The sequence below is a fragment of the Lentzea sp. HUAS12 genome, from assembly GCF_024125735.1.
GTDB lineage: Bacteria > Actinomycetota > Actinomycetes > Mycobacteriales > Pseudonocardiaceae > Lentzea > Lentzea albida.
Genome location: NZ_CP099738.1, coordinates 8083403 through 8107846 on the forward strand (window position 1 = coordinate 8083403; position 24444 = coordinate 8107846).

General features: G+C 69.6%; 19 protein-coding genes and 1 pseudogene. 15 read left to right on the top strand and 5 right to left on the bottom strand.

Going from position 1 to position 24444, the window contains the following annotated elements; translation table 11 throughout:
• Positions 1-148: 148 nt before the first annotated feature.
• Positions 149-1435 (top strand): bifunctional o-acetylhomoserine/o-acetylserine sulfhydrylase, encoded by a 1287-nt coding sequence (locus tag ND450_RS37945; RefSeq protein ID WP_253322939.1) that lies wholly within the window; start codon positions 149-151, stop codon positions 1433-1435.
• On the top strand, positions 1435-2448 hold the full coding sequence (locus ND450_RS37950) for a homoserine O-acetyltransferase (RefSeq protein WP_253322940.1): 1014 nt from the start codon (positions 1435-1437) through the stop codon (positions 2446-2448). The genes ND450_RS37945 and ND450_RS37950 overlap by 1 nt, the downstream gene beginning before the upstream one ends.
• Here the strand turns inward: ND450_RS37950 and ND450_RS37955 are convergent.
• Positions 2411-3097 (bottom strand): MerR family DNA-binding transcriptional regulator, encoded by a 687-nt coding sequence (locus tag ND450_RS37955; protein WP_253322941.1) that lies wholly within the window; start codon positions 3095-3097, stop codon positions 2411-2413. The genes ND450_RS37950 and ND450_RS37955 overlap by 38 nt on opposite strands.
• Positions 3098-3176: 79 nt before the next feature.
• On the opposite strand from ND450_RS37955, the gene ND450_RS37960 reads away from it, so the two are divergent.
• Positions 3177-4292 carry an erythromycin esterase family protein gene (locus tag ND450_RS37960; protein WP_305885188.1) on the top strand — a complete coding sequence of 372 codons (1116 nt, stop codon included), beginning with the start codon at positions 3177-3179 and terminating at the stop codon, positions 4290-4292.
• On the opposite strand, the gene ND450_RS37965 is transcribed toward ND450_RS37960, so the two are convergent.
• Positions 4264-4770: a hypothetical protein gene (locus ND450_RS37965; protein WP_089927217.1), complete on the bottom strand. Its 507-nt coding sequence runs from the start codon at positions 4768-4770 to the stop codon at positions 4264-4266. The genes ND450_RS37960 and ND450_RS37965 overlap by 29 nt on opposite strands.
• A gap of 120 nt (positions 4771-4890) precedes the next feature.
• On the opposite strand from ND450_RS37965, the gene ND450_RS37970 reads away from it, so the two are divergent.
• Genes ND450_RS37970 through ND450_RS46155 form a run of 4 tightly spaced genes read left to right on the top strand, consistent with a single transcriptional unit; the run spans position 4891 to position 8432 of the window.
• Positions 4891-6009, top strand: a complete 1119-nt coding sequence (locus tag ND450_RS37970) for a sensor histidine kinase (RefSeq protein WP_253322943.1) — start codon at positions 4891-4893, stop codon at positions 6007-6009.
• Positions 6006-6659 (top strand): response regulator transcription factor, encoded by a 654-nt coding sequence (locus ND450_RS37975; protein ID WP_089927212.1) that lies wholly within the window; start codon positions 6006-6008, stop codon positions 6657-6659. Before ND450_RS37970 ends, ND450_RS37975 begins: the two co-directional genes overlap by 4 nt.
• 52 nt (positions 6660-6711) lie before the next feature.
• On the top strand, positions 6712-7413 hold the full coding sequence (locus ND450_RS37980) for an alpha/beta hydrolase (RefSeq protein ID WP_253322944.1): 702 nt from the start codon (positions 6712-6714) through the stop codon (positions 7411-7413).
• Positions 7410-8432 carry an acyltransferase gene (locus ND450_RS46155; protein WP_371927522.1) on the top strand — a complete coding sequence of 341 codons (1023 nt, stop codon included), beginning with the start codon at positions 7410-7412 and terminating at the stop codon, positions 8430-8432. Before ND450_RS37980 ends, ND450_RS46155 begins: the two co-directional genes overlap by 4 nt.
• A gap of 1360 nt (positions 8433-9792) precedes the next feature.
• Here the strand turns inward: ND450_RS46155 and ND450_RS46160 are convergent.
• A pseudogene (locus tag ND450_RS46160) lies at positions 9793-10254 on the bottom strand (hypothetical protein); the annotation flags it as partial.
• A gap of 80 nt (positions 10255-10334) precedes the next feature.
• Positions 10335-10907, bottom strand: coding sequence for a TetR/AcrR family transcriptional regulator (locus ND450_RS37995; RefSeq protein ID WP_089927202.1), 573 nt, complete (start codon positions 10905-10907; stop codon positions 10335-10337).
• A gap of 121 nt (positions 10908-11028) precedes the next feature.
• On the opposite strand from ND450_RS37995, the gene ND450_RS38000 reads away from it, so the two are divergent.
• The 6 genes from ND450_RS38000 (at position 11029) to ND450_RS38025 (ending at position 20186) form a co-directional block, all read left to right on the top strand.
• Complete coding sequence (locus ND450_RS38000) at positions 11029-11514, top strand: hypothetical protein (RefSeq protein WP_253322946.1); 486 nt, start codon at positions 11029-11031, stop codon at positions 11512-11514.
• 219 nt (positions 11515-11733) lie between these two features.
• Positions 11734-12519 carry an SGNH/GDSL hydrolase family protein gene (locus ND450_RS38005; RefSeq protein ID WP_089927196.1) on the top strand — a complete coding sequence of 262 codons (786 nt, stop codon included), beginning with the start codon at positions 11734-11736 and terminating at the stop codon, positions 12517-12519.
• Positions 12520-12657: 138 nt separating this feature from the next.
• Positions 12658-14250: a carboxyl transferase domain-containing protein gene (locus tag ND450_RS38010; protein ID WP_253322947.1), complete on the top strand. Its 1593-nt coding sequence runs from the start codon at positions 12658-12660 to the stop codon at positions 14248-14250.
• 2 nt (positions 14251-14252) lie between these two features.
• On the top strand, positions 14253-16166 hold the full coding sequence (locus ND450_RS38015; RefSeq protein ID WP_305885189.1) for an acetyl/propionyl/methylcrotonyl-CoA carboxylase subunit alpha: 1914 nt from the start codon (positions 14253-14255) through the stop codon (positions 16164-16166).
• Between the two features lie 5 nt (positions 16167-16171).
• Positions 16172-17323 (top strand): acyl-CoA dehydrogenase family protein, encoded by a 1152-nt coding sequence (locus ND450_RS38020; protein WP_089927191.1) that lies wholly within the window; start codon positions 16172-16174, stop codon positions 17321-17323.
• A 100-nt stretch (positions 17324-17423) separates the two neighbouring features.
• Entirely contained in the window at positions 17424-20186 is a 2763-nt protein-coding gene (locus ND450_RS38025; RefSeq protein ID WP_253322949.1) for a hypothetical protein, read from the top strand.
• On the opposite strand, the gene ND450_RS38030 is transcribed toward ND450_RS38025, so the two are convergent.
• Positions 20183-21718 carry an acyl-CoA dehydrogenase family protein gene (locus ND450_RS38030; RefSeq protein ID WP_253322950.1) on the bottom strand — a complete coding sequence of 512 codons (1536 nt, stop codon included), beginning with the start codon at positions 21716-21718 and terminating at the stop codon, positions 20183-20185. The two genes, ND450_RS38025 and ND450_RS38030, sit on opposite strands and share 4 nt — an antisense overlap.
• A gap of 71 nt (positions 21719-21789) precedes the next feature.
• Between ND450_RS38030 and ND450_RS38035 the strand changes: the two genes are divergently transcribed.
• The gene (locus tag ND450_RS38035; RefSeq protein WP_371927804.1) at positions 21790-23139 is read left to right on the top strand and encodes an FAD-binding oxidoreductase; all 1350 of its coding nucleotides are present in this window, start codon (positions 21790-21792) and stop codon (positions 23137-23139) included.
• Positions 23140-24372, top strand: coding sequence for a cyclopropane-fatty-acyl-phospholipid synthase family protein (locus tag ND450_RS38040; RefSeq protein WP_089921748.1), 1233 nt, complete (start codon positions 23140-23142; stop codon positions 24370-24372).
• Positions 24373-24444: the final 72 nt, after the last annotated feature.

The following is a 24444-nucleotide window of genomic DNA, read 5'->3' on the forward strand; positions in this document are numbered from 1 at the left end:
CGTGTGGCCCCTTACATTCGTGAACTATGACCATGCCGCTGGTTAGCCGACGCCACGTCGATTACGTGCGCGTCACCAGCATGGCCTGTCGTTGCTCTCGTTGATCCCAAACCCCCTCTCGCATCAACGAACGTTCTGGAGCACAGCCATGTCCTGGTCCTTCGAGACTGCTCAGATCCACGCGGGTGCCGCGCCCGACCCGGCCACCGGCGCTCGCGCCACACCGATCTACCAGACCACCTCCTACGTCTTCCGGGACACGCAGCACGGTGCCGACCTGTTCTCGCTGGCCGAGCCCGGGAACATCTACACCCGCATCAACAACCCCACGCAGGACGTGCTGGAGCAGCGCGTCGCCGCGCTCGAAGGGGGCGTGGCGGCCGTCGCCTTCGCATCCGGGTCCGCCGCGGAGACTGCCGCGATCCTCAACCTCGCGCGGTCCGGTGACCACCTGGTCTCGAGCGCGTCGCTCTACGGCGGCACGTACAACCTGTTCCACTACACGCTGCCGAAGCTCGGCATCGAGGTGTCCTTCGTGGACGACCCCGACGACCTCGACGCGTGGCAGGCGGCCGTGCGGCCCAACACCAAGCTGTTCTTCGCGGAGACGCTGGCCAACCCGCGGTCGCACGTGCTCGACATCGAGGGTGTCGCCGGGGTCGCGCACGCCAACGACGTGCCGCTGCTCGTCGACAACACGGTGCCCACGCCGTACCTGCTGCGGCCGTTGGAGCACGGTGCGGACATCGTCATCCACTCCGCGACGAAGTACCTCGGCGGTCACGGCACGGCCATCGCCGGTGTGGTCGTGGACGGCGGCAAGTTCGAGTACGGCGCCGAGAAGTTCCCCGACTTCCACGAGCCCGACCCCAGCTACAACGGCCTGCAGTACTGGCCGGTGCTCGGGCACGGGGCGTTCGCGGCGAAGCTGCGCGTGCAGGGACTGCGGGACACGGGTGCGTCCATCGCGCCGCTGACGAGCTTCCTGGTGATCCAGGGCATCGAGACGTTGTCGCTGCGCATCGAGCGGCACGTGCAGAACGCGCAGGCGCTGGCCGAGTGGCTGGAGCAGCGCGACGAGGTCGAGAAGGTCCACTACGCGGGCCTGCCGTCGTCGCCGTTCCACGCCAACGCGCAGAAGTACCTGCCCAAGGGCGCCGGTGCGGTCGTGAGCTTCGAGCTGCGCGGCGGTGTCGAGGCCGGACGGGCGTTCGTCGACGGGACGAGCCTGTTCAGCCAGTTGGTGAACATCGGTGACGTGCGGTCGCTGATCGTGCACCCCGCCTCGACCACGCACAGCCAGCTGACGCCCGAGGAGCAGCTCGTCACGGGTGTCGCGCCCGGCCTGGTGCGGCTGTCGGTCGGCCTCGAAGGCCTCGAGGACCTGAAGGCGGACCTGGAGGCGGGCTTCACCGCGGCGAAGTCCGAGTTGTAGTGGGCGGCTGGCGGTTCGGCGATCCGAACGGGCGGCGGCAGTGGTTCAGCCACGCCGCGCCGTTCGGGGACCTGCCGGGTTTCCAGCTCGCGTACGAGACGTGGGGGACCTTGAACGCAGAGGCCTCCAACGCGGTGCTCGTGCTCCACGCCCTCACCGGGGACAGCCATGTCGCCGGGGGCGTGGAGCCGGGCCACCCCACGCCGGGCTGGTGGGACTCCCTGGTGGGCAAGGGAAAGCCGCTCGACGGGTTCTTCGTGGTGGCGCCGAACGTGCTGGGCGGCTGCCAGGGCAGCACCGGTCCCTGGCAGCACCCCGGTTTTCCCGCGATCACCATCCGGGACCAGGTCGCGGCCGAGGTGCACCTCGCGGACCACCTCGGGATCGAGCGGTGGGCCGCGGTGCTCGGCGGGTCCATGGGCGGCATGCGCGCCGTCGAGTGGGCGGTGAGCGAGCCCGGACGCGTGGAATCGTTGCTGCTGCTGGCGACGACGGCCGCGGCGTCCGCCGAGCAGATCGCGCTGGCGTCCGCGCAGCTGCACGCGATCAGGGCCGATCCCGCGGAGGGACTGGGGATCGCGCGGCGGATCGCGCACATCAGCTACCGCAGCGAGCAGGAGCTGCAGGCCCGGTTCGGACGGGCGAGGCAGGACGACGGGCGGTTCGAGGTCGAGTCCTATTTGGACCACCACGCGGCGAAGCTGACGCGGAGGTTCGACGCGGCCAGCTACGTCACGCTGACCGAGGCGATGAACTCGCACGACGTCGGGTACCGGCGCGGCGGGATCAGGGCCGCGTTGCGGAAGGTCACCGCGCGCACGATCGTGGCGGGCGTCGACTCCGACCGGCTGTACCCGTTGGCACAGCAGGAAGAACTGGCGGCGGGCATCCCCGGAGCGGACGGGCTGCGGGTGATCGAGTCGCCGTACGGGCACGACGCGTTCCTGATCGAGAGCGAGCAGGTCGGCGCGCTCGTCACGGAACTGGTGCCCGTGCGTTCAGGTACTCGTTGAGCCGCGCGGCCGCGGCCAGCATCGCGAGTCCCTGCGCGGTGAGGCGGCGGCGCCAGTCGGCGAGGGCGGCACCCAGCGTGTCGGTGCCGCCCACCGTGCGGACCTGCTCGACCACCAGGGCTATGCGCGCCAACGGATAGCCGCCGCGGCGCAGCAGGTGCGCCAGCTCGGCGTCGCGGACGTCCTCCGCCCGGAACACGCGGTAACCGGTCTTCTCCCTCGCCGGCACGAGGATTCCGGCCTCCTCCCACGCGCGCAGCGTCGCCGGCGTCACGCCGAGACGGCGGGCCAGCTCACCGATCGTGCGCGGCTCCAGCACCGGTTCGACGTCGGTCAGGTCCTGCACCGCGCGGCTGACCGAGTCGAGCGTCGAGCGGTCGCGCAGCAGTCGCTCGTGGCCGCGGTCGATCCACTCCAGCGCGTCGTCGAGCGATCCGGCGTGGACCGCGTTCATGATCTGGCCGGCGCGGGCGTGCCCGAAGGCCGGGACCAGCGCGAGGAACGTGCGCAGCGCGGCGGCGTGGACCTCGGTGAAGACGCGGTACCCGGACGGCGTGCGCCCGGCCGGCGGGAGGAACCCGGCCTCCTCGTAGTTGCGCACGGCCTGGGCCGAGAGGCCGTGTTCACGGGCGAGGTCAGCTGGTCGCACGGTTGAGACTTTAGCGACCTCCAGCAGCACCGATCGCGTCAAAGTCTCAACCGAACCTTCAATGTTACGGTTGAACCACATGAGCCAGGACATCCGCGAGTTCATCAGCCCCTTCACCGAGCTCTTGGCGTTCGGGGAGCCGACCCACCTCGAACACGCCCACACCTGGATCCGCAACGAGCTGTTCGAGCAGCTGGCGGGCCTGGGGTACCGCTCGATCGCCCTGGAGAGCTGCCGGATCAGGGGGCTCCTCGTCAACGACTACGTGCACGGCGGGCCCGGCGACCTGGACGAGGTGGTGAAGGAGGGTTTCTCCCACTCGTTCGGTGAGCACTGGCCCGCCAACCGCGAGCTCGTGCAGTGGATGCGCGAGTACAACGCGGACCAAGCGCCGCGGGACCGCTTGTCGTTCCACGGCTTCGACTTCCAGACCGAGACGACCAGCGCGCCCAGTCCTCGCCCGTACCTGGAACACGCCCGCGACCACTTGGGCGAGGACGTGGACCTCACGATCGACGACGAGACCTGGAGCCGCGACGAGGCGGTCCTGCACGCCGAGCAGTCACCGGGGCGGTCCGAGGAGGCCGTCCGGCTCCGCGAGATCGGCACGGGCATGCTCAGGCGGCTCTACGAGCGCCGCGGCACCGACGAGGCGTGGGCCCGCGCGGAGACGCACCTCCAGGCGGGCCTCAGCCTGCTCCAGTACCACCGGGAGTGCGCGGAGCCGAACCCGCTGGGCGTGCGCCTCAACCGCCTGTGCCAGATGCGCGACGGCGTGATGGCGCGGAACCTGCTGGAGATCCGGCGCGCCGAGACCGCGAACGGCCCGACGTTCGTGTTCGCGCACAACGCCCACCTGCAGCGCACCAACTCCTCGATGGAGATGGGCGGCGAACGGGTCGAGTGGTTCTCCGCGGGCGCGCTGGTGGCTCCGATCCTCGGTGACCGCTACACCGTCATCGGCGGCACGCTCGGCCGCAACGACTCGTTCGGACTGGGCGAACCGGACAGGGCGACTCCGGAAGGGCAGCTGCAGAGCCGGTTCACGACCTGGGGCATCACGGAGGACAAGCCGTGGGGACCGTCCCGCACCGACACCAGGCCCGAGATGGGGTACTTCCCGCTCGACCAGCACCTCATGGACGGTGTGGACGCGCTGCTGCACGTCAGGGCTGGTCGTCCAGTGACGCGGTGATCCACGGCGCGACGGGCAGGTCGCGCGTCTCGCACTCTATGGCCAGCTTCAACGTCCACCGCAGGGCTTGCAGGACCACGGTCGCGAGCTCCTGCGGCTGGCCGTTGGCCAGGGCGATCTCGATCTGCTCCGAGGCCGCGTCCTGGTCGCCGTGCACCTCGGCCAGCAACGCGCGGATCGCGGTGCGGACGGGCGGGTCCGCGTCGTCGATCTGGACCTCGTTGCCGTCCTCGTCGAAGACCTGCATCTTCACCGGCGTGGCGCCGCCGGACCCGAGCGCGCTGACCATGCTGCTGCACTCGGCGAACAGCAGCAGCACCAGCTCACGGATCTCCTCGTTGCCCTCGGGCGACCCGCTGAGGTACCCGGTCACGAGGTCCACCGCCACAGCGTCTTCCCCGGCCCTGGCGGCAGCCAGCGCCTCACCGGCCACGGCGGTGAGCCGTGACCAGCGATCTGGATCCTGTGGTGGTTTCACAGGTACTGCCTACCGCGCGGCGTCACGCATTCGCAATGCCCCATCTTGATCAGAGTCATACCGCGGTACGTCACTCCGCAGGTCAATGTGCGGATCGGCGAATCCACCTAGCATCGGCTGGTGTTCCGCGCGCTGTACCGAACCGTTCTCGGTCCCGACCGCACCCGAGTGCTCGCGAGGCCGCTCGGCCGGTTGCGCGTCCCCGTGCACGCCGCGCTGATCATCTACGCCCTGGTGTGGGGGATCGTCGCGAGCGCCGGCTACGTGCGCCAGGCGGACTCGGACGGCTGGTGGGTCGTCATCTTCCTGGCCACGGTCGGGCCGTACGTCCTGCTGATCCGGTCGCCGCTCTACGCCTGGCGGCTGGCCGTGCCGGGGTTCTACGTCGTGAGCATCCTCATAGCGGGCGAAGGCGCCGCGGCCATGCAGTACTGGACCGCCGCACCGCTGTTCGTCGTGGTCGTCGCGTTCTACTCGCGTGCGATCGTCATCACGGCGACGTTGATCACCATGGCGCTGGTCATCGTCTCCGAACCGCAGGCCGCGGACATGGCGCTCTTCGTGCCCATCGTGAGCGCGGTGGTCTACCTGCTCGGTGCCCGCGGCAGGGCGGAACGGGAGCTCGAGCACGAACGGGACGCCAAGGCCGCGCTCGAGGAACGGGCCCGCATCGCGCGCGAGATGCACGACGTCGTGGCGCACCACATGTCGTTGGTGGTCGTGAGGTGCGAAACCGCGCCCTACCGCCTCAAAGGCCTCAACGAGGAGGCGGAGAAGGAGTTCGCGGAGGTCGGTGAGGCGGCGCGGGAGGCGATCACCGACATGCAACGCCTGCTGGGCGTGCTGCGGACCAACGGCGAGACCCCGCAACGCGAACCGCAGCCCGGCATCAGCCGCATCCCGGAGCTGACGAGGCCGGGGGACTCCGCTGAGATCGACGTGGACGACGTGCCGGAGGCGGTCGGCCTCACCGCCTACCGGATCGTGCAGGAGGCGCTCACGAACGCCACCAGGCACGCGCCCGGCTCGAAGGCGTCCGTCCACGTGCGCCGCGACGGCGACCGGCTGGACGTGCTGGTGCGCAACACCGCGGGCGGGCCGTCCCGGGGCGGGGGCAGCGGGCAGGGACTGGTGGGGATGCGCGAACGCGTCGCGGTGCACGGTGGCACGCTGACCGTGGAGTCGACCGAGGACGGCGGGTTCGCGGTCAGGGCTAGGATTCCGTTGGGGGACAAGTGATCAGGGTGGTCGTGGTCGACGACCAGGAGATGGTGCGCGAGGGCTTCTCCGCGCTGCTCGACGCGCAGGACGACATCGAGGTCGTCGGGGCGGCGGGCAACGGCGTGCAGGGCGTCGCGTTGGCGCGTACGGTCAGACCGGACGTCGTGCTGATGGACATCCGCATGCCGGAGATGGACGGACTCACCGCCACCCGGCTGCTGCTCGACGGCACCGACGGCCCGAAGGTGCTGGTGCTGACGACGTTCGATCTCGACGACTACGTCTACGAGGCGCTGCAGGCCGGTGCGAGCGGGTTCCTGCTGAAGCACGCGCCCGCCCGTGAGCTGCTCAACGCCGTGCGCGTGGTGGCGGCCGGCGAGGCGTTGCTCGCGCCGTCGATCACCAAGCGCCTGATCGAGGACTTCGTGCGGTCACGCCGTTCCGAACGGGTCAGGCCCGCGCAGCTGGGCGTCCTCACCGAACGCGAGACCGAGATCCTCGTTCTGATCGCGCAGGGCATGTCGAACGCCGAGATCGCCGCGCACCTGGTGCTGGCCGAGCAGACCGTGAAGACGCACGTGAGCCGCGTGCTGATGAAACTCGGCCTCCGCGACCGCGCGCAGGCCGTCATCGCCGCCTACGAGAGCGGGCTCGTGGTACCGGGGTAATGGCGCTGCGGGGTGACGATCCGGGGCCCGTCGTCTTCCTAGCTTCGGGGACATGCGCCGAGCCGTCCTGTTCCTCCTGCTGATCGCCCTGCCGTCGGTCGCGCCGTCGATCGCGCAGTGGCGTTCCGACGTCGCCCGCCGGGTCGCGGTCGTCGGTGACCTCGCGACCGCCCGTGACGTGGTGGTCGTGGTGCCCGGTTCCGACGTGGACGTCGACCGGTTCGACCGCACGCTCGGGCGGATGGCGTCCAACCTGTACGAGCAGGCGCACCGCGACGACCTCGCCGTGGTGGCGTGGCTCGGGTACCGGACGCCGCAGGGGCTCGGGGTGGACGCGATGACCGGGTCGCTCGCCCGTCAGGGCGCTGCCGCGCTGGTCGACTTCGTGCGGGCGTTGCGGACGCCCGGACGCGTCCACGTCTTCGGCCACAGCTACGGGTCGGTGGTGGTCGGGCTGGCCGCACCATCGCTGGACGTCGCCGACATCGTGTTCACCGGGAGTCCCGGGGTGCGGGCGGAATCGGTGGCCGAGCTGGGGACTCGGGCGCGCGTGTGGGCGTTGCGGTCCGGCGGGGACTGGATGCGGTTCGTGCCGAACGCACGGCTCTTCGACCTCGGGCACGGGACCGATCCGGCTTCGGACGGGTTCGGGGCGACGGTGCTGCGGTTCGAGGGCGGCAAGCACGACACGTACTACGAACCGGGTACGGAGACGCTGAAGGCACTTGTGCGGATCGCGGGTGACGAGCTGTGAGGAACCCGTTCATCGACGCCGTGCGCGCACTTGCCGTAATCACCGTCGTCCTCGGCCATTGGCTGGTCACCGCGTTGGTCGACACCCCGACCGGCATGTACATCGACAGCCCGCTCAAGCACCTGACCTCGCTCACCCCGGTCTCGTGGGTGCTGCAAACGCTCGGGCTGTTCTTCTTCGTCGGCGGCTACGCGGCGGCTCACTCGAAGACGCCGTTCCTCCTGCGGCTCAAACAACTCGCCGTGCCCACGCTGCTGATGCTCGGCTGCTGGGCGGCCGTCCTCTTCGGACTGGTGCTGCGCGGCGTCGACCAGGGGACGGCCTGGAACATCGGGTTCCTGGTCACGACACCGCTGTGGTTCTTCGGCGTCTACCTGGTGCTGCTGGCGATGAAACCGTTGGTGCGCAGGCTGGACGAGCACTCGTGGGGTGTGCTGGTCCCGGTCGTGCTGGTGCTGGTCGTGCCGTACGCGGTGTGGTGGGCGGCCTGGCAGCTCGGGCACTCGCTGGCGCGCAGGCGGATCCCCGGTCCGCCGCTGCTGGTGGCGGGCGTGCTCGGGTACGCGTTGCTGACGACGGTCGGCGGGTATCCGGTGTCGGCGGTGGGCATTCCGGGTGAGGCGGTCTCGAACCTCAACCCGCCGAACTACGCCACGCTCGCGCTGGCGTTCGCCCAGATCGGGCTGGTGCTCACGGTCGCGCCGCTGCTGAGCAGGATCGGCACGGCGAAACCCGTGGTGTGGCTGAACAAGCGCGCGCTGGGCATCTTCCTCGCGCACCAGAGCGCGCTCGTGACCGTGACGCTGGCTTTCAGCGCGTGGGGGCCGTTGCCGGGGCTCCAGCAGCCACCAGATCATCCGGACTGGGTGTGGCAGCGCCTGCTGTGGCTGCCGGTGTGCGCGGTCGTGACCTGGGGATGGCTCCGAGCACTGCGAGGCCGATCGCCACGGCGTGCAGCACCACCACCGGGGGAGTCGGGTCCAGCGCCAGCATCGGCGGAACGCACGCCAGCGCCGTGAGCAGCCACGGCAACCTGGTGTCGCAGCTGCCGTGGCGGGCGGTGTGGATCAGGTACCAGCCGAGCAGCAGGTGGATGAGGTTCTGCAGCGGGTCGACCGGCAGCAGCACCAGCACCCCGTCACCGAGGAACCCGCTGACCACGAACCCGAGCACGCCGAGCGTCCCGAACGACACGCCCATCGCCGTCGCGAGGCGCGTGCGGTGCGACTCGTGCGCGAGCTTCGTGGACTTGACCAGGCGCCGCTCGAACCGGTGGAACAGCAGGATCAGCGGCACCAGCCCGAGCACCAGCCAGATCGGCGCCTGCGTCAGCCCGAGCAGCCCGACCAGCGCGCCGACCCCGGCGAGGTACGCGAGGTACACCGTCATCGGCGAACGGCGGGTGAAGTCCACGACGTGCCAGAACCGGCCGTCGAGCCACGCCGTGAGCCGGCCGCGGGCCAGCAACGCCAGGCAGATCTGCGCGACGCCGAGCACCATCATCGACCGCGGGTAGCTGCTGAAGAACACCAGCGCGGGCAGCGTGACGGCGCCGAGCGCGGCCAGCAGCCTGCGGGAGAGGGTCGCCAGGGTGCCGTCCGCGTAGAAGAACCCGATCTGCTGCATCAGCAACGCGCCGACGACCAGGTTCACGTACCCGCCGGTCTTCCAGTCCGTCGACGTGCGCGCGACCTCCACGCCCAGCGTCACCAGCACCAGCACGAACGGCGCGGTGCGGCGGAAGTGCTCGTGCAGCCACGCGGCCGCCGGAGTCGCGGCCACCGCCAGCAGGTACACCCCGAGGAACCACAGCGGGTGCGTGATCAGCCGGCTGTACGCGTCGACCTTCACGTCCAGCAGGTTCAGCGCCGCGAACAGCACCACCCACAGCAGCACGAACGCGAGCACCGGCCGCAGCAGCCACGACGTGCGGCTCGACACCCAGCAGCCGAAGCCGCCCTGGTGCGCCTGCCAGCTGCGCAGGTTCGCGTGCCCGCCGGCGAAGAAGAACAACGGCACCGCCTGCAGCGCCCACAACCACGACGTGCCGAACCCCCTGAGGTGCGCGAGCATCGCCACGGTCTCGCCGACCACGAGCAGCGCGAGGCTGAAGAGCCGCAGGAACGTCGCGTACCTGTCCTGTTCGGCGTGGGCCAGCACCAGCGGCAGCGAGTTCGCGGACGGGTCCTCGCGGCGGCGGCCGTGCAGCCGCGCCAGCAGCAGGAACACCACGACCGCGCTGCCGAACGCCCACGCGACGACGGGTTCGTGGCCCGGCGCGCTCCACCGCTGCCGCCACGAGTTGAACTTCAGGCCCAGCGCGTAGGTCTCGGCCACGGCGTGACAGGTCTGCTCGGCGCCGCGCGGGTTCAGCCGGCACTGGGCGTGCAGGTCGGTCGTGAGCCTGTCGTCCAGCGCCTTGCGCGCCTGCGGTCCGAGCGGGTCGCCCTTGTGGTCGGCGTAGCGCAACAGGTCGTAGCCGAGGTCGTGCGCGCGGCACGCGGTGCTGAAGTCCCACTCCGTGTCCCCGGCCGGCCCCGAGCACCCACCGCTCGCGTCGACCACCCGCAGCGTCCCGTCCGGCGCCGTGACGGTCTTGGGATCGCGGCCCATCTCGCGCGCGAAGTCCGACGGCAGGTTGAAGTACGGGTCGTGCGTCGCGGACGGCTCCACGAACGCGGTGACGGCGTTCGCCGCGGCGACCACGTCGGCGCTCGGTGGGACCCCGTTGTCACCGGTGGCCGGTCTGGAGGCGATCACCCCGCACACGAACACCGCGAGCGTGATGACCGTGAACCGGAACCAGGCCGGCAGCCGGAGGAGGAGTTTGCGCGCGCCCATTGTCGCGTCAGGTTACGGAAGGGTCTCGGCTGATCGCCAGTTCGCCAGGTCAGCCGCACGCCGCAGGCGGTTCCGGCCGGTCAGGAGACCACGACGGCGGGCGTCAGCGACGCCAGCGCCATGCGCGACAGCAGCGCCGCCATCTGGTCCCGGTCCAGGTGCGCGCTGTGCGGCGTCGAGTTGATCAGCCCGAACACCGCGTGCGCCGCGGCACGCGCGGTCGGTTCGTCGAAGTCCGGCACGGTCCGCCGGATCGTCTCGACCCACACCTCGACGTACCGCCGTTGCAAAGCGCGCACGCGCCTGCGGTCCGGGTCGGTGAGGTTGGCGAGGTTGCGCATCTGCACGGTGATGAGCGCCGGGTCGTCCAGCGCGAAGTCGACGTGCCAGCCGATCAGTTCGCGCAGGGCCTCGTCGGCGTTCGAGGCGGCGTCGACGCGGGACTGGCCGCCGTCGAGCAGGCGTTCGGAGATCGACGTCAGCATCTCGCCGAGCATCGCGTCCTTGCTGCGGAAGTGCCGGTAGAGCGCGGGGCCCGAGATGCCGACCGCGGCGCCGATGTCGTCGATGCCCACGCCGTGGAAGCCGTGGCGCGCGAAGAGCTCCGCCGCGGCGTTGAGGATCTGGTCCCGACGTGAGGGTTTGTCGACCACGGAAGGAGGTTAGCAGGCGTTTACCTGGCGTCGTGTCCCGCGAATCGGGGACTCGGGCAACCCGGTGGACCGCCAGGCGTCCTGAGAGTGGTTGGACCATGTCGGACTCTGGGGGAGTTCCATGATCAAGGCTTTGTCGTGCGCCGCTGTCGCCGCGTTGGTCGCCTGCGCGGGCGGATCCGCCGCGAACGCCACCGAGGGCGAGCCGGCGCCGATCGACATCCGGATGTCGGTGGACGGGTCCCGGGCCGTCGCGCACGTCTTCGAGGGCAGGACGTACTGGGTCAGCAGGACGCCGTTCGACTTCACGGTGCTGCTCACCGATGTGGGAGACGAGGACGAACAGGGCGTGACCGTGTTCCTCTCCGTGCCGGACGAACTGGACGTCCAGTCGTGGGGCGACGGCTGGACGTGCGAGGACACCGAGGGTGGAATCGACTGCCACCACCCCGATCTCGTCGTGCCGGGTGAGGCGTGGCCGGAGTTGTACTCCCGCGCCGACCCGAACCAGCAGTACATCGTCGACTCGATCGACGTCTACGCCACGACGGGCGACTACGAGGCGTCGCACGAAGGCGTGCACTACAAGAACGACACCAGCACCTGACCGGTTCGCCGGCGAACGACGAAGCAGGGGTCCCCTCCGGGGGCTCCTGCTTTTTTCATGCCTCAAACCGGTCTGTCCGCGCGATCCTCCGATGGGTGGAATTTCCGCAGGTACAGGGCCCAAATGTTGACTATTGACCAATACTTCACACGAGCCTTACCCGTGAGTAACGATTGGCATGCCTTGCATCACACCCTGCGGCCCCTTCGGGAGTCTTCGATGCGTCCTGCTCACTTCCTCGCCTCGGTGGTCACCGCCGCCGCGGCCGTCATCGCCCTCGCCAACCCCGCGAGCGCGGCACCGATCAACTACGTCGCGCTCGGCGACTCGTACGCCTCCGGGCTCGGCACCGGCAGCTACGACGGGTCGAGCGGGAGCTGCAAGCGCGGACCGCTCGCGTACCCGGCCCTGTACGCGGCGGCGACAGCGCCCGCGAGCTTCAAGTCCGTCGCCTGCTCCGGTGCGCGAACAGGCGACGTCATCACGCAGACCGGCAACCTGACCGCGGCCACGAACCTGGTCACCGTGCAGGTCGGCGGCAACGACGCCGGCTTCACCGACGTCATCACCACCTGCACGTTCGGGTCCGACCAGGACTGCACCAACCGGGTGAACACGGCCAAGGCCTACGCCGCGAACACGCTTCCCGGGCTGCTCAACAACGTCTACGCCGCGATCAAGTCGAAGGCCCCGTCGGCGCGCGTCGTCGTGCTCGGCTACCCGCGCATCTACAAGGTGCCGGGCTCCTGCAACGTCGGCCTGAGCGACACCAAGCGGGCCGCGATCAACTCGGGCAGCGACGCGCTGCACACCACCATCGCGGCGCGGGCGGCGGCGGCCGGGTTCGGGTACGTCGACGTGCGCGGGGCGTTCACCGGGCACGAGATCTGCTCGTCGAGCTGGTGGCTCAACAGCCTGAGCTGGCCGGTCGAGGAGTCGTACCACCCGAACCGCGCCGGTCACGCCAGCGGTTACCTGCCCGCCCTGCGGTCGGTGATCGGCTGACGTCTTCCGGAACGTGAGAGTGCTCGAAAGGGGCCTTGACCTGCGTTCGGGTCACTCTCGAGCCGCTCTGGTGGACCGCTGGGTTAGCGGGCGCTAACATGGCTTTGTTAACGCCCGCTAACCTGAGGTCTGGGGAGCATGGACGCACCTGTCCTGCGCAGCGCCGCCGAGCCGTCGGACCGCTACGCCAAGGAGCACGCCGCGCTCGTCGACGAGCTGCGGAGCAAGCTCGCCGTCGCCGCGCGCGGCGGTCCCGAGAAGGCACGCCAGCGCCACGTCGACCGCGGCAAGTTGCTGCCGCGCGAGCGCGTCGACACGCTGGTCGACCCCGGTTCGCCTTTCCTCGAACTGTCGCCGTTGGCCGCCAACGGCATGTACGGCGACGACGCGCCGGCCGCGGGCATCATCACCGGCGTCGGGCGGGTGTCCGGCCGTGAGTGCGTGATCGTCGCGAACGACGCCACGGTCAAGGGCGGCACCTACTACCCCGTCACGGTCAAGAAGCACCTGCGCGCGCAGGAAGTGGCGCTGCAGAACAACTTGCCGTGCATCTACCTGGTCGACAGCGGCGGCGCGTTCCTGCCGAAGCAGGACGACGTGTTCCCGGACCGCGAGCACTTCGGCCGGATCTTCTACAACCAGGCCACCATGTCCGCGAAGGGCATCCCGCAGATCGCCGCCGTGCTGGGCTCGTGCACCGCGGGTGGCGCGTACGTGCCGGCGATGTCCGACGAGGCGATCATCGTCCGCAACCAGGGCACGATCTTCCTCGGCGGCCCGCCGCTGGTGAAGGCCGCGACCGGGGAGGTCGTCAGCGCGGAGGACCTCGGCGGCGGCGACCTGCACTCGCGGACGTCCGGCGTCACCGACCACCTGGCGGAGAACGACGCCCACGCGCTCAGGATGGTCCGCTCGATCATCTCCACGCTCGGCCCACGCGCGCAGAGGCCTTGGGACGTCACGACTCCAGAGGCGCCGAAGGTCGACCCCGACGACCTCTACGGCGTCGTGCCCACGGACTCCCGGACGCCCTACGACGTGCGCGAGGTGATCGCGCGGGTCGTCGACGGCTCGAAGTTCCAGGAGTTCAAGAAGGAGTACGGGCAGACGCTCGTCACGGGCTTCGCGCGCATCCACGGCCACCCGGTCGGGATCGTCGCGAACAACGGCATCCTGTTCGGCGAGTCCGCCGTGAAGGGCGCGCACTTCATCCAGCTGTGCGACAAGCGGTCCATCCCGCTGGTGTTCCTGCAGAACATCACCGGCTTCATGGTCGGCCGCGAGTACGAGGCGGGCGGCATCGCCAAGCACGGCGCCAAGATGGTGACCGCCGTGGCGTGCGCGCGCGTCCCGAAGTTCACCGTGATCATCGGTGGCTCGTTCGGCGCCGGCAACTACTCGATGTGCGGCCGGGCCTACTCGCCGCGGTTCCTGTGGATGTGGCCCAACGCCCGCATCTCCGTGATGGGCGGCGAGCAGGCCGCGTCCGTGCTGGCGACGGTCCGCCGCGACCAGCTCGGCGACGAGTGGTCCACAGAGGACGAAGAGGCGTTCAAGGCGCCGATCCGCCAGCAGTACGAGGACCAGGGCAACCCGTACTACTCGACCGCGCGGCTCTGGGACGACGGCGTGATCGACCCGCGTGACACGCGCACGGTGCTCGGCCTCGCGTTGTCCAGCGCGGCCAACGCCCCCATCGACGATGTTTCCTACGGCGTCTTCCGGATGTGATCATGTTCGACAGCGTTCTGGTGGCGAACCGCGGGGAGATCGCGGTCAGGGTGATCCGCGCGCTGCGGTCGCTCGGGATCCGGTCCGTCGCCGTGTACTCCGACGCGGACGCCGAGGCGTTGCACGTCAAGCTGGCCGACGAGGCCGTGCGGATCGGCCCCGCGGCCGCCCGCGAGAGCTACCTGTCCATCGAGAAGATCGTCGCGGCCGCCGTGTCCACCGGCGCGCAGGCGATCCACCCCGGGTACGGCTTCCTCGCGGAGAACACGGCGTTCGCCGCGGCCTGCGACGAGGCCGGGATCGTGTTCGTCGGCCCGCCCGCGTCGGCGATCGACGCGATGGGCGACAAGATCCGCGCGAAGCTGACGGTGTCGGCGGCGGGTGTGCCGGTCGTGCCGGGCCGCACCCGCTCGGGCATGTCCGACGACGAGATCGTCGACGCCGCACTGGAGATCGGTTTTCCGGTGCTGCTCAAGCCTTCCGCGGGCGGTGGCGGCAAGGGCATGCGGCTGGTGCACGAAGAATCGGCACTGCGCGAGGCCATCGAGTCGGCACGGCGTGAGGCGCGCGGCTCGTTCGGTGACGACACGCTGCTGATCGAGCGGTTCATCACGAACCCGCGCCACATCGAGATCCAGGTCCTGGGTGACGCGCACGGCACCGTGATCCACCTCGGTGAGCGCGAGTGCAGCCTCCAGCGGCGGCACCAGAAGATCATCGAGGAAGCGCCGTCGCCGTTCCTCACCCCGGAGATGCGCGAGGCCATGGGGTCGGCCGCCGTCGACGCGGCGAAGTCCGTCGGCTACGTCGGCGCGGGCACGGTCGAGTTCATCGTGGACGGTGCCTCCGGCGACTACTTCTTCATGGAGATGAACACCCGGCTGCAGGTCGAGCACCCGGTGACCGAGATGGTCACGGGCGTCGACCTCGTCGAGTGGCAGCTCCGCGTGGCGTCCGGGGAGGCCCTGGACCTCGACGTCGAGCTGACCGGCCACTCGGTCGAGGCCCGCGTCTACGCCGAGGACCCGGCACGCGGCTTCCTGCCGACCGGCGGGCGGGTGCTGGCGCTGAGCGAGCCGTCTGACGTCCGCGTCGATTCCGGTCTGTACGAGGGACTCGTCGTCGGCTCTGACTACGACCCCATGCTCGCCAAGGTGATCGCGCACGGCCGCACCCGCGAAGAGGCGTTGCGCCGCCTCGACCACGCGCTCGGCAAGATGGTGCTGCTCGGCGTCACGACGAACATCCCGTTCCTGCGCGCGCTCCTGCGCGATGAGGACGTGCGTTCGGGCGCTCTGGACACCGGTCTGGTCGAACGGAAGCTGGACGCGCTGACGTCCGCCGAGATCCCGGACGACGTGTACGTGGCGGCCGGCCTGGAACGTTCGTTGCAGCCGCACGGCGATGACCCGTGGGACCAGCTCTCCGGCTGGCGCGTCGGTGAGCACGCCTGGACGACGTGGCGGATCAACGACGTCGACGTGCGCGTGCGCGGCGAGGAAGTCGTTGTGGGCGCGGGAGAACCGGTCCGCGCGAAGGCTCGCCGGGAAGGCACCGACCTGCTCGTCGGCTCCCGCCGGTACTCGATGGCCCGCGACGGGGACGTGCTGTGGCTGGGCCACGACGGCGCCTCCTGGGCGTTGGTGGAGGCCGAGTTCCTGGTCGGTGCCGCCGGCGGTGCCGCGGCCTCGGGTGGCCCGGTGAAGTCGCCGATGCCCGGCACCGTGCTGGTCGTCCGCGCGCAGCAGGGCGACGAGGTGACCGCCGGTCAGGCGTTGTTCGTGGTCGAGGCCATGAAGATGGAGCACACCGTGACCGCACCGGTCGACGGCGTGCTCGCCGAAGTGAACGTGCAAGCAGGCCAGCAGGTCGCACTCGACCAGGTGCTGGCCCTCGTCGTCTCTCACGAGGAGTGACCGCAATGTTGGACTTCAGGCTCCCGAGCGAGTACGAGGACCTGCGCAAGACGGTCGAGGAGTTCGCCCGCGACGAGGTCGCCCCGGTCATCGGCGACTTCTACGAGCGGTGCGAGTTCCCGTACGAGATCGTCGCGAAGATGGGGCAGATGGGCCTGCTCGGCCTGCCGTTCCCCGAGGAGCACGGCGGCATGGGCGGCGACTACTTCGCCCTGTGCGTCACGCTGGAGGAGCTCGCGCGCGTCGACTCGTCCGTCGCGATCACGGTCGAGGCGGCGACCTCGCTGGGCGCGATGCCGATCTACCGCTTCGGCACCGACGAGCAGAAGGCGCAGTGGCTGCCCTCCCTGACCTCCGGTGAGAAGCTCGGCGCGTTCGGCCTCACCGAGCCGGGCTCCGGCTCCGACGCGGGCGGCCTGACCACCACCGCGCGCCTCGACGGCGACGAGTGGGTCATCAACGGCACCAAGGCGTTCATCACGAACTCCGGCACGGACATCACCGGCCTCGTCACCGTCGCCGCCGTCACGGGCACCCTCCCGGACGGCCGCAAGGAGATCTCCTCGATCATCGTCCCGTCCGGCACCCCGGGCTTCACGGTGTCGAAGAAGTACTCGAAGGTCGGCTGGAACGCCTCGGACACCCGTGAGCTGTCCTTCTCCGACTGCCGCGTGCCGGCCGCGAACCTGCTCGGCACCCGCGGCCGCGGCTTCGCCCAGTTCCTGCGCACGCTGGACGAGGGCCGCGTCGCCATCGCGGCGCTGTCAGTCGGCCTCGCCCAGGGCTGCGTGGACGAGTCGGTCCGCTACGCCCACGAGCGCGAGACGTTCGGCCGGAAGATCGGCACGTACCAGGCGATCCAGTTCAAGATCGCCGAGATGGAGGCCCGCGTCCACACCGCGCGCCTCGCCTACTACGAGGCGGCGTCGCGGATGCTGCGCGGCGAGCCGTTCAAGAAGCAGGCCGCCATCGCGAAGCTCGTGTCGTCCGAGGCCGCGATGGACAACGCCCGCGACGCCACGCAGATCTTCGGCGGCTACGGCTTCATGAACGAGTACCCGGTCGGCCGGTTCTACCGCGACGCGAAGATCCTGGAGATCGGCGAGGGCACCTCCGAGGTGCAGAAGATGCTGATCGCCCGCGAGCTGGGTCTGTAGGAAGCACTGGTCCGTTCCGGCTGAAAATCTTCAAACCGCCAGTTCCCGACGGTCTGTCCGGCTAGCGTCGTCTGCCTTCCGCACGAGTGTGAGGGTGCAGATGACAGGTAGCCGGACAGAGCCCGTCTTCCCCGGTTCGAACGTTCTGCTCGAGGTCGTCCACGGCCTTTGCGACCGGCCCGGCTTCTTCTACCGGAGCAAGACCGAGGAAGTGGTCGGCGACCAGCCGCTGCCGATCCTCTACCTGGAGAGCGAAGCCAGTCCGACGGCGTTCCTGCACGCGCTGGAGCACAAGCTCGACGAGGGCCGCCCGGCGATTCCGCACGCCTACGTCGACGTCGCCGCGGTCGGCGCGGAAGTCGACAAGAGATGGCCTCCGGAAGCGCGGGAAACGCCGCCTCTGCTGCCGTTGCTGGACGTGCTGAGCCATCGGCTCGCGGAGGTCCACGTCGGCACCGAGCGGCTCACCCGGTTCGACCACTACCGGCTCGTCGACTGGCTCACGAGCAAGCGGCTGCCGCGCAAACCGGGGCGCGACGACCGGGCGAGCGTCATCGAGCTGCTGCGGCAGTGGACCGGCAAGACCGGCGGGAGCGGGGAGGAGCTCAACCGGGCCGTCGACGCGTTCATCCCGAACCTCGTGACGCGGCTGGGGCTCGGGCTGGTCGCCTGGGTCGGCAGCAAGGCGGGGTTCCGGTGGCTCGGCAAACGGGTACCGGGGCTCGCGCGGGAGTCGAAGTGGTTCATGCGCGGGCAGAACTTCGCGCTGCCCAACCACTCCATCGAGTTCCTCGGGTTCGCCGAGCGGCTCACGCTGGGCAGGCGCGAGTCGGAGAACGAGGAGCAGGTCAAGCTGCTGCTCGTGCACGCGTTCCTGGAGGACCTGCGGATCGCGTACCGGCGGCGCTCGCGCTTCCTGCCGCGCAGGGCGGGCTGGCGGCGCACCGCGTACATCCCCGTGCTGCTGGACGGCGTGACGAAGGACAACGGCGGCTGGGAGCTGCTGGAGCTGATCAACGACGTCCGCAACGAGACGGGCGAGCTGGACCCGTTGCTGGTGATCGCCGCCAGCTCGGTGCAGCCGGCGCTCTCGCAGCGGCTCGGGACGACACCGGTCGCGCCGGACGAGACCGCGGAGGCGCTCACGACGTGGCGCGAGGAGCTGCCGCGCAAACGGCAGATGCTCGCGCCGGACGCCCGCTACCTGATGATCAGGCTGCCGTTCCCCGACCCGGTGAAGAACAAGTGGAAGGCCGCGCCCGCCTTCCGCGCGGCGCCGGTGCGCTGGCTCGCGAAGTCGCGGCGGCTGGAGGCGATCATCGCCGCGGTCGTCGTGGTGCTGCTCATCCCGGGGTTCGTCACCGCGCAGAACCACGTCGAGGCGAACTGCTCGATCCTCGGCTCCGCGATCTCACCGGGCATCTCGACGCGGCTGATGGACGTCGAGGGCAACGTCGAGTGCCTGGGCTACAGCGACAACAGCAGCCAGGTGTTCGGTTCGAACGAACGGCTGAGGTGGACCCAGCAGGCCGTGTTCGCGCAGAACGAGGAGGCGGAACGGCTCTACGCCGCCGATCCCGCCCGGCCGCTGGTGTCGCTGCTCTACTTCTCGAGCCTCACCCACAAGGACAGCAACCCCGACGCCGACCACTCCCGGGCCGAGGAGCTGGAGGGCATGCTGCTCAAGCAACGGCAGCAGAACGACAGGTCGAGCTCGGGACCGCTGCTGCGGATCGTGATCGCCAACGGCGGCGCGAAGATGATCCGCGCCCACGACGTGCTGACGGACATGCTGAACCCGTTGCTGGAGAAGGACCCGAGCATCATCGGGGTGATCGGGCTCGACCGCAGCGTCGAGCAGACCAAGATGGTCATCACCTCGCTCGGGTCGCTCGGCGTGCCGACCATCGGCACCACGCTCACCGAGGCGTCGCTGCCGAAGCTCTCGACGATGTACTTCCAGCTGATCCCCGGCAACGTCCGGCAGGCCGACCTCGTGCGGCGGTACGCGCAGCACGTCGCCGCGACCAAGGTGACGATCCACCACCCGAAGCTGCGGCAGGACGACGTCTACCTGGACAACCTCGTCGCCGTGCTCGGGCAGGAGCTCGCGAGGTCGGGCGTCCCGTTCGAGGCCCGGGAGTGGTCGGGCGGCCCGCAGGAGGTGCCGTCGCAGTGCGTCGAGGACCACTCGACCGAGCTCGTGTTCTTCGCGGGCCGCGAGGAGCACTTCGGGGAGTTCCTGCAGGCGGTCGGCCGCAACTGCTACGACAAGAACCGCCTGCCGCGCATCCTCGCGGACGACGCGATCATCCGGTTCATCGCGCAGGAGGCCAGCCGCAAGCGCGACGCGTTGGCCGGCATGCGCGTGTCGTACGTGAGCATGGCCGGGCTGGTGGTGCTCGCCGGCAAGTCCTGTGTGGACGGCAAGCCGGACGACAAGGTGCGCGGCGGCCTGCCCCTCGACGCCTTCTGCGCCGGGTACAAGAAGCTGGCGGGCGAGGTCCAGGACTCCGCGCTGCCGAGGGAGGACAAGCCCGCCAAGCCGTGGCCCGGTGAGCACATGGCCGTCGCCTACGACGCGGCCGGGCTCTTCCTCGACGCCGTGCGCAACGCCCAGGCGAGGCTGGCAGGGCACACCCCGCACCGCGGTGCGATCGGCGGTGAGCTGCGCGAACTGGAGTTCTTCGGCGCCACCGGGCGCACGAACTTCAAGGAGTCGCGGGTCGGCGAGACGCGGAACTTCACGATCCTGGAGATCGCCGACATCTACCAGTTCGACCAGCAGCCGACGTGCGTGTTCCTGACCGGTGACCTGTACGGGCCGGACTCGCCGAGGTTGCCGAACGGCTGCCCGGCCTAGACCTTGGGAACAGCCCGGTCGATGATCGAGGCGAAGTCGGTGGACCTGGGGAGCGTGCCGAACGCGACTCCCCAGTCCCCGCCGAGCCGTGACGCGAGGAACGCGTCGGCCACGGCGGGGTGCCCGTGCTTCACCAGCAGGGCACCCTGCAGGACCAGCGCCATCTTCTCGACGACCCGGCGCGCCTGCGACTCGTCCACATCGGACAGCGCGGCGCCGAGCTCGTTCAGGGCCTTGTCGATGCGCCGGTCCACCCCGGTGACGACGGAGAGGAACTCCTGCACCGACTCGGGTTCCTTCTTCATCGCGCGCAGCACGTCCAGCGCGGCGACGTTGCCCGAACCCTCCCAGATCGACATCAGCGGCGACTCCCGGAACAGCCTCGGCATGCCGCTGTCCTCGATGTACCCGTTGCCGCCCAGGCACTCCAACGCCTCAGCGGCATGCGCCGGGCCGCGCTTGCAGACCCAGTACTTGGTGACCGCCAGGCCGAGCCGGGGCCGGTGCTCGGCCAGCCACATCGCGCTGGTGGTGGCCGCCTCGGACTCGATCGCGAGGTCCGCCAGCACGTTGCGCATGGCGGGCTGGTCGACCAGGTAGCTGCCGAACGCCTTGCGGTGCGCGGCGTGGTGGGCGGCCTGCCGCAGCCCGAGCCGCATGCCCGCCGCGGTGCCGAGGATGCAGTCGAGGCGGGTCATGTTGACCATCTCGATGATGGTCCGCACACCCCGGCCCTCGTCGCCGACGCGGTGGGCGAACGCCTCGTCGTACTCGATCTCGGCGGACGCGTTCGACTTGTTGCCGAGCTTGTCCTTCAGGCGCTGCAGGAAGAACCGGTTGCGCGTGCCGTCCGGCAGGACCCTCGGCACCAGGAAGCACGTCAGTCCGCCGGGGGCCTGCGCGAGGGTCAGGAACACGTCCGACATCGGCGCCGACGTGAACCACTTGTGCCCCGTGAGCACGTACCCGTCGGCGACCGGCCTGGCGACCGTCGTGTTCGCGCGGACGTCCGAGCCGCCCTGCTTCTCGGTCATCGACATGCCGGCGATCAGGCCGCTCTTGGACAGCGGCGCCCGCAGCCCGAAGTCGTAGTTCCGAGCAGTGAGAAGAGGTTCGTAACTTCCGGCCAGTTCCGGCGCGACGCGCAAAGCGGGCACCGACGCGTAAGTCATCGAAATCGGGCATCCGTGGCCGGCCTCGACCTGGGACCACACGTAGAACCTGGCGGCGCGCTGCAAATGCGCACCGTCGACATAGGCGTGCAAACCGTGCGTAACGGCAACGTTCATCAGGTCGTGCCAGGCAGGGTGGAACTCGACCTCGTCGATCCGGTTCCCATACCGGTCGTGCGTGTGCAGCACCGGCGGGAAAGCGTTTGCGAGGCGGCCGTGCTCCTGCCACTCGTGGCTCCCGGCGAGCCTGCCGAGGGAGTGCAACTCACTGTCGTCGACCCAGCTGAGCAGGGCGGGGTCGTCCGCGACGTCGTGACCGCTCAGTGGCGGGACCTGGTTGGTCACCTCGTGCGTAGCCATGCCCCGCACGTTACTACTCGCAAGTAACTTTCGGCAGGGTGCGGCAGAAGATCGCTCGCCCATTCGGGCTTTTGGGCGCGACAACGGCGGTGACGAGGAATAACGTCGTTCTTGTGAGTGACCATGGGCACAACTCGGCCGTGGCTGCGCTGAGCGCGCAGTACGCCGCGATGCGCGAAGGTGCGCCGGTGCGGCTCGCGAAGAAGACGTCGAACCTCTTCCGCTTCCGGGCGGACCAGACGGGCGGGCTCGACGTCGGCAGGTTCGACCAGGTCCTCTCCGTGGACCCGGTCGGGCGCACCGCACAGGTGCAGGGCATGACCACCTACGAGAACCTCGTAGCCGCGACACTTCCCCACGGCCTCATGCCGTTGGTGGTGCCGCAGCTCAAGACCATCACCCTCGGCGGTGCGGTGGCAGGGCTCGGCATCGAGTCCACGTCCTTCCGCAACGGACTGCCGCACGAGTCCGTGCGGGAGCTGGAGATCCTCACCGGCGACGGCGAGGTCGTCGTCGCCAAGCCGGACGACGACCTGTTCCGCGCGTTCCCCAACTCCTACGGCACGCTCGGGTACGCGCTGCGACTGGAGATCGAGCTGGAGCCGGTGCGCCAGTACGTCCGGCTGCGGCACGTCCCGTTCGGATCCTTCGAGGAGTGCGCCGCCGTCATCGAGGAGGTCTGCGAGGACGGGTCGGCGGACTTCGTCGACGGCACGGTCTTCTCGCGGGGTGAGATGTACCTGACGCTGGGGCACTACGTCGACATCGCGCCCTACACGTCGGACTACACCGGCAACGACATCTACTACCGGTCCATCCAGAAGCGCCGCACGGACCACCTCACGATCCACGACTACCTGTGGCGCTGGGACACCGACTGGTTCTGGTGCTCGCGGGCGTTCGGCGCGCAGAACCCGGTCGTCCGCCGCCTGTGGCCGAAGCGCTACCTGCGTTCGGACGTGTACCGGCGTTTGGTCGCGAAGCACCGGCAGTTGAGGCCGCGCGTGGACGTCGAACCGGTGATCCAGGACGTGGAGATCCCGGTCGCCGGCCTCGCCGACTTCCTCGACTTCTTCGACCGGGAGATCGGCATCGCGCCGGTCTGGCTCTGCCCGGTCCGCCTGCGGGACACCACGGGCTGGCCGCTGTACCCGATGGACGCGGACACGTTGTACGTGAACGTCGGCTTCTGGTCGGAGGTCCCGGTCCGGCCGGGAGAGAAGTTGGGTGACCGCAACCGGCTGATCGAGCGCGAGGTGGCGCGGCTGGGCGGCCACAAGTCGCTGTACTCGGACTCGTACTACACCGAGGAAGAGTTCTGGCGGCACTACAACGGTTCGCACTACCGGTCCGTGAAGGCCCGGTACGACCAGACGAACCGCCTGCCTGATCTGTACGCCAAGTGTGTCAGGGGACGATGAATGCGGTTGGCCTCCATTTTCCAGCGCATCACGGGTGGCAACGACGTCAACTTCAAGGCCTACGACGGCAGTGCCGCCGGGCCTGACTCCGCTCCGGTCTCGATCGACATCAGGACCCCGGAAGCCTTGTCCTACCTGGCTTCCGCTCCGGGCGAGCTCGGGCTCGCCCGTGCCTACGTGACCGGTCATCTCGAGATACTCGGCGACGTGCACGCCGGTCTCTCCCAGCTCTCCGACTTCTCCCTGCGCGCACTGCCCGTGCTGCAACGGGTCGAGCTGCTCCGGTTCCTCGGCCGGATCCGCCTGGCGCACAAGGTCGTCCCTCCGCCGCAGGAGACGCGACTGCACGGCCTGCGCCACTCGAAGGCCCGCGACTCGCAGGCGATCGCCCACCACTACGACGTCTCGAACCAGTTCTACGAATGGGTCCTCGGCCCGTCGATGGCCTACACCTGCGCGGTGTACCCGACGGCGGAGTCCACTTTGGAGGAAGCCCAGTTCGAGAAGCACGACCTCGTCGCCCGCAAGCTGGGGCTGAAGTCCGGCATGAAGCTGCTGGACGTCGGCTGCGGCTGGGGCGGCATGGTCATGCACGCCGCCCGCGAGTACGGCGTGCGGGCCATCGGCGTCACGTTGTCGCGCAACCAGGCCGAGTACGCCCAGAAGGCCATCGTCGAGGCCGGGCTCTCGGACCTGGCCGAGGTGCGCCACCTCGACTACCGCGACGTGCGGGAGACGGGCTTCGACGCGGTGTCGTCCATCGGCCTCACCGAGCACATCGGCAAGGCGCAACTCCCGGCGTACTTCTCGTCGCTGTACCGCAAGCTCAAGCCCGGCGGCCGGCTGCTCAACCACTGCATCACCCGGCCGGACAACAAGCAGAAGGCGCTGTCCGGCCCGTTCATCAACCGGTACGTGTTCCCGGACGGCGAACTGGTCGGGCCGGGACACCTGGTCTCGCAGATGCACGACGCCGGGTTCGAGGTGCGGCACGAGGAGAACATCCGCGAGCACTACGCCCTGACCCTGGCCGCGTGGGGCCGCAACCTCGAGGCCCACTGGGACGAGGCCGTGGAGGAGGTCGGGGAGGCACGCGCCCGCGTGTGGCGGCTGTACCTGGCGGCGTCGCGGCTCGGGTTCGACCGCAACAACATCCAGCTGCACCAGATCCTCGGGGTGAAGCTGGACGGGACGACGTCGCACATGCCGTTGCGCCCGGACTGGCTGTCCTGATCTTCGGCAGATCTGAAGTCAACCGTTCGGCAGATGTGCACTACCGGCTTCGGCAGGTGTGCATTCGATCAG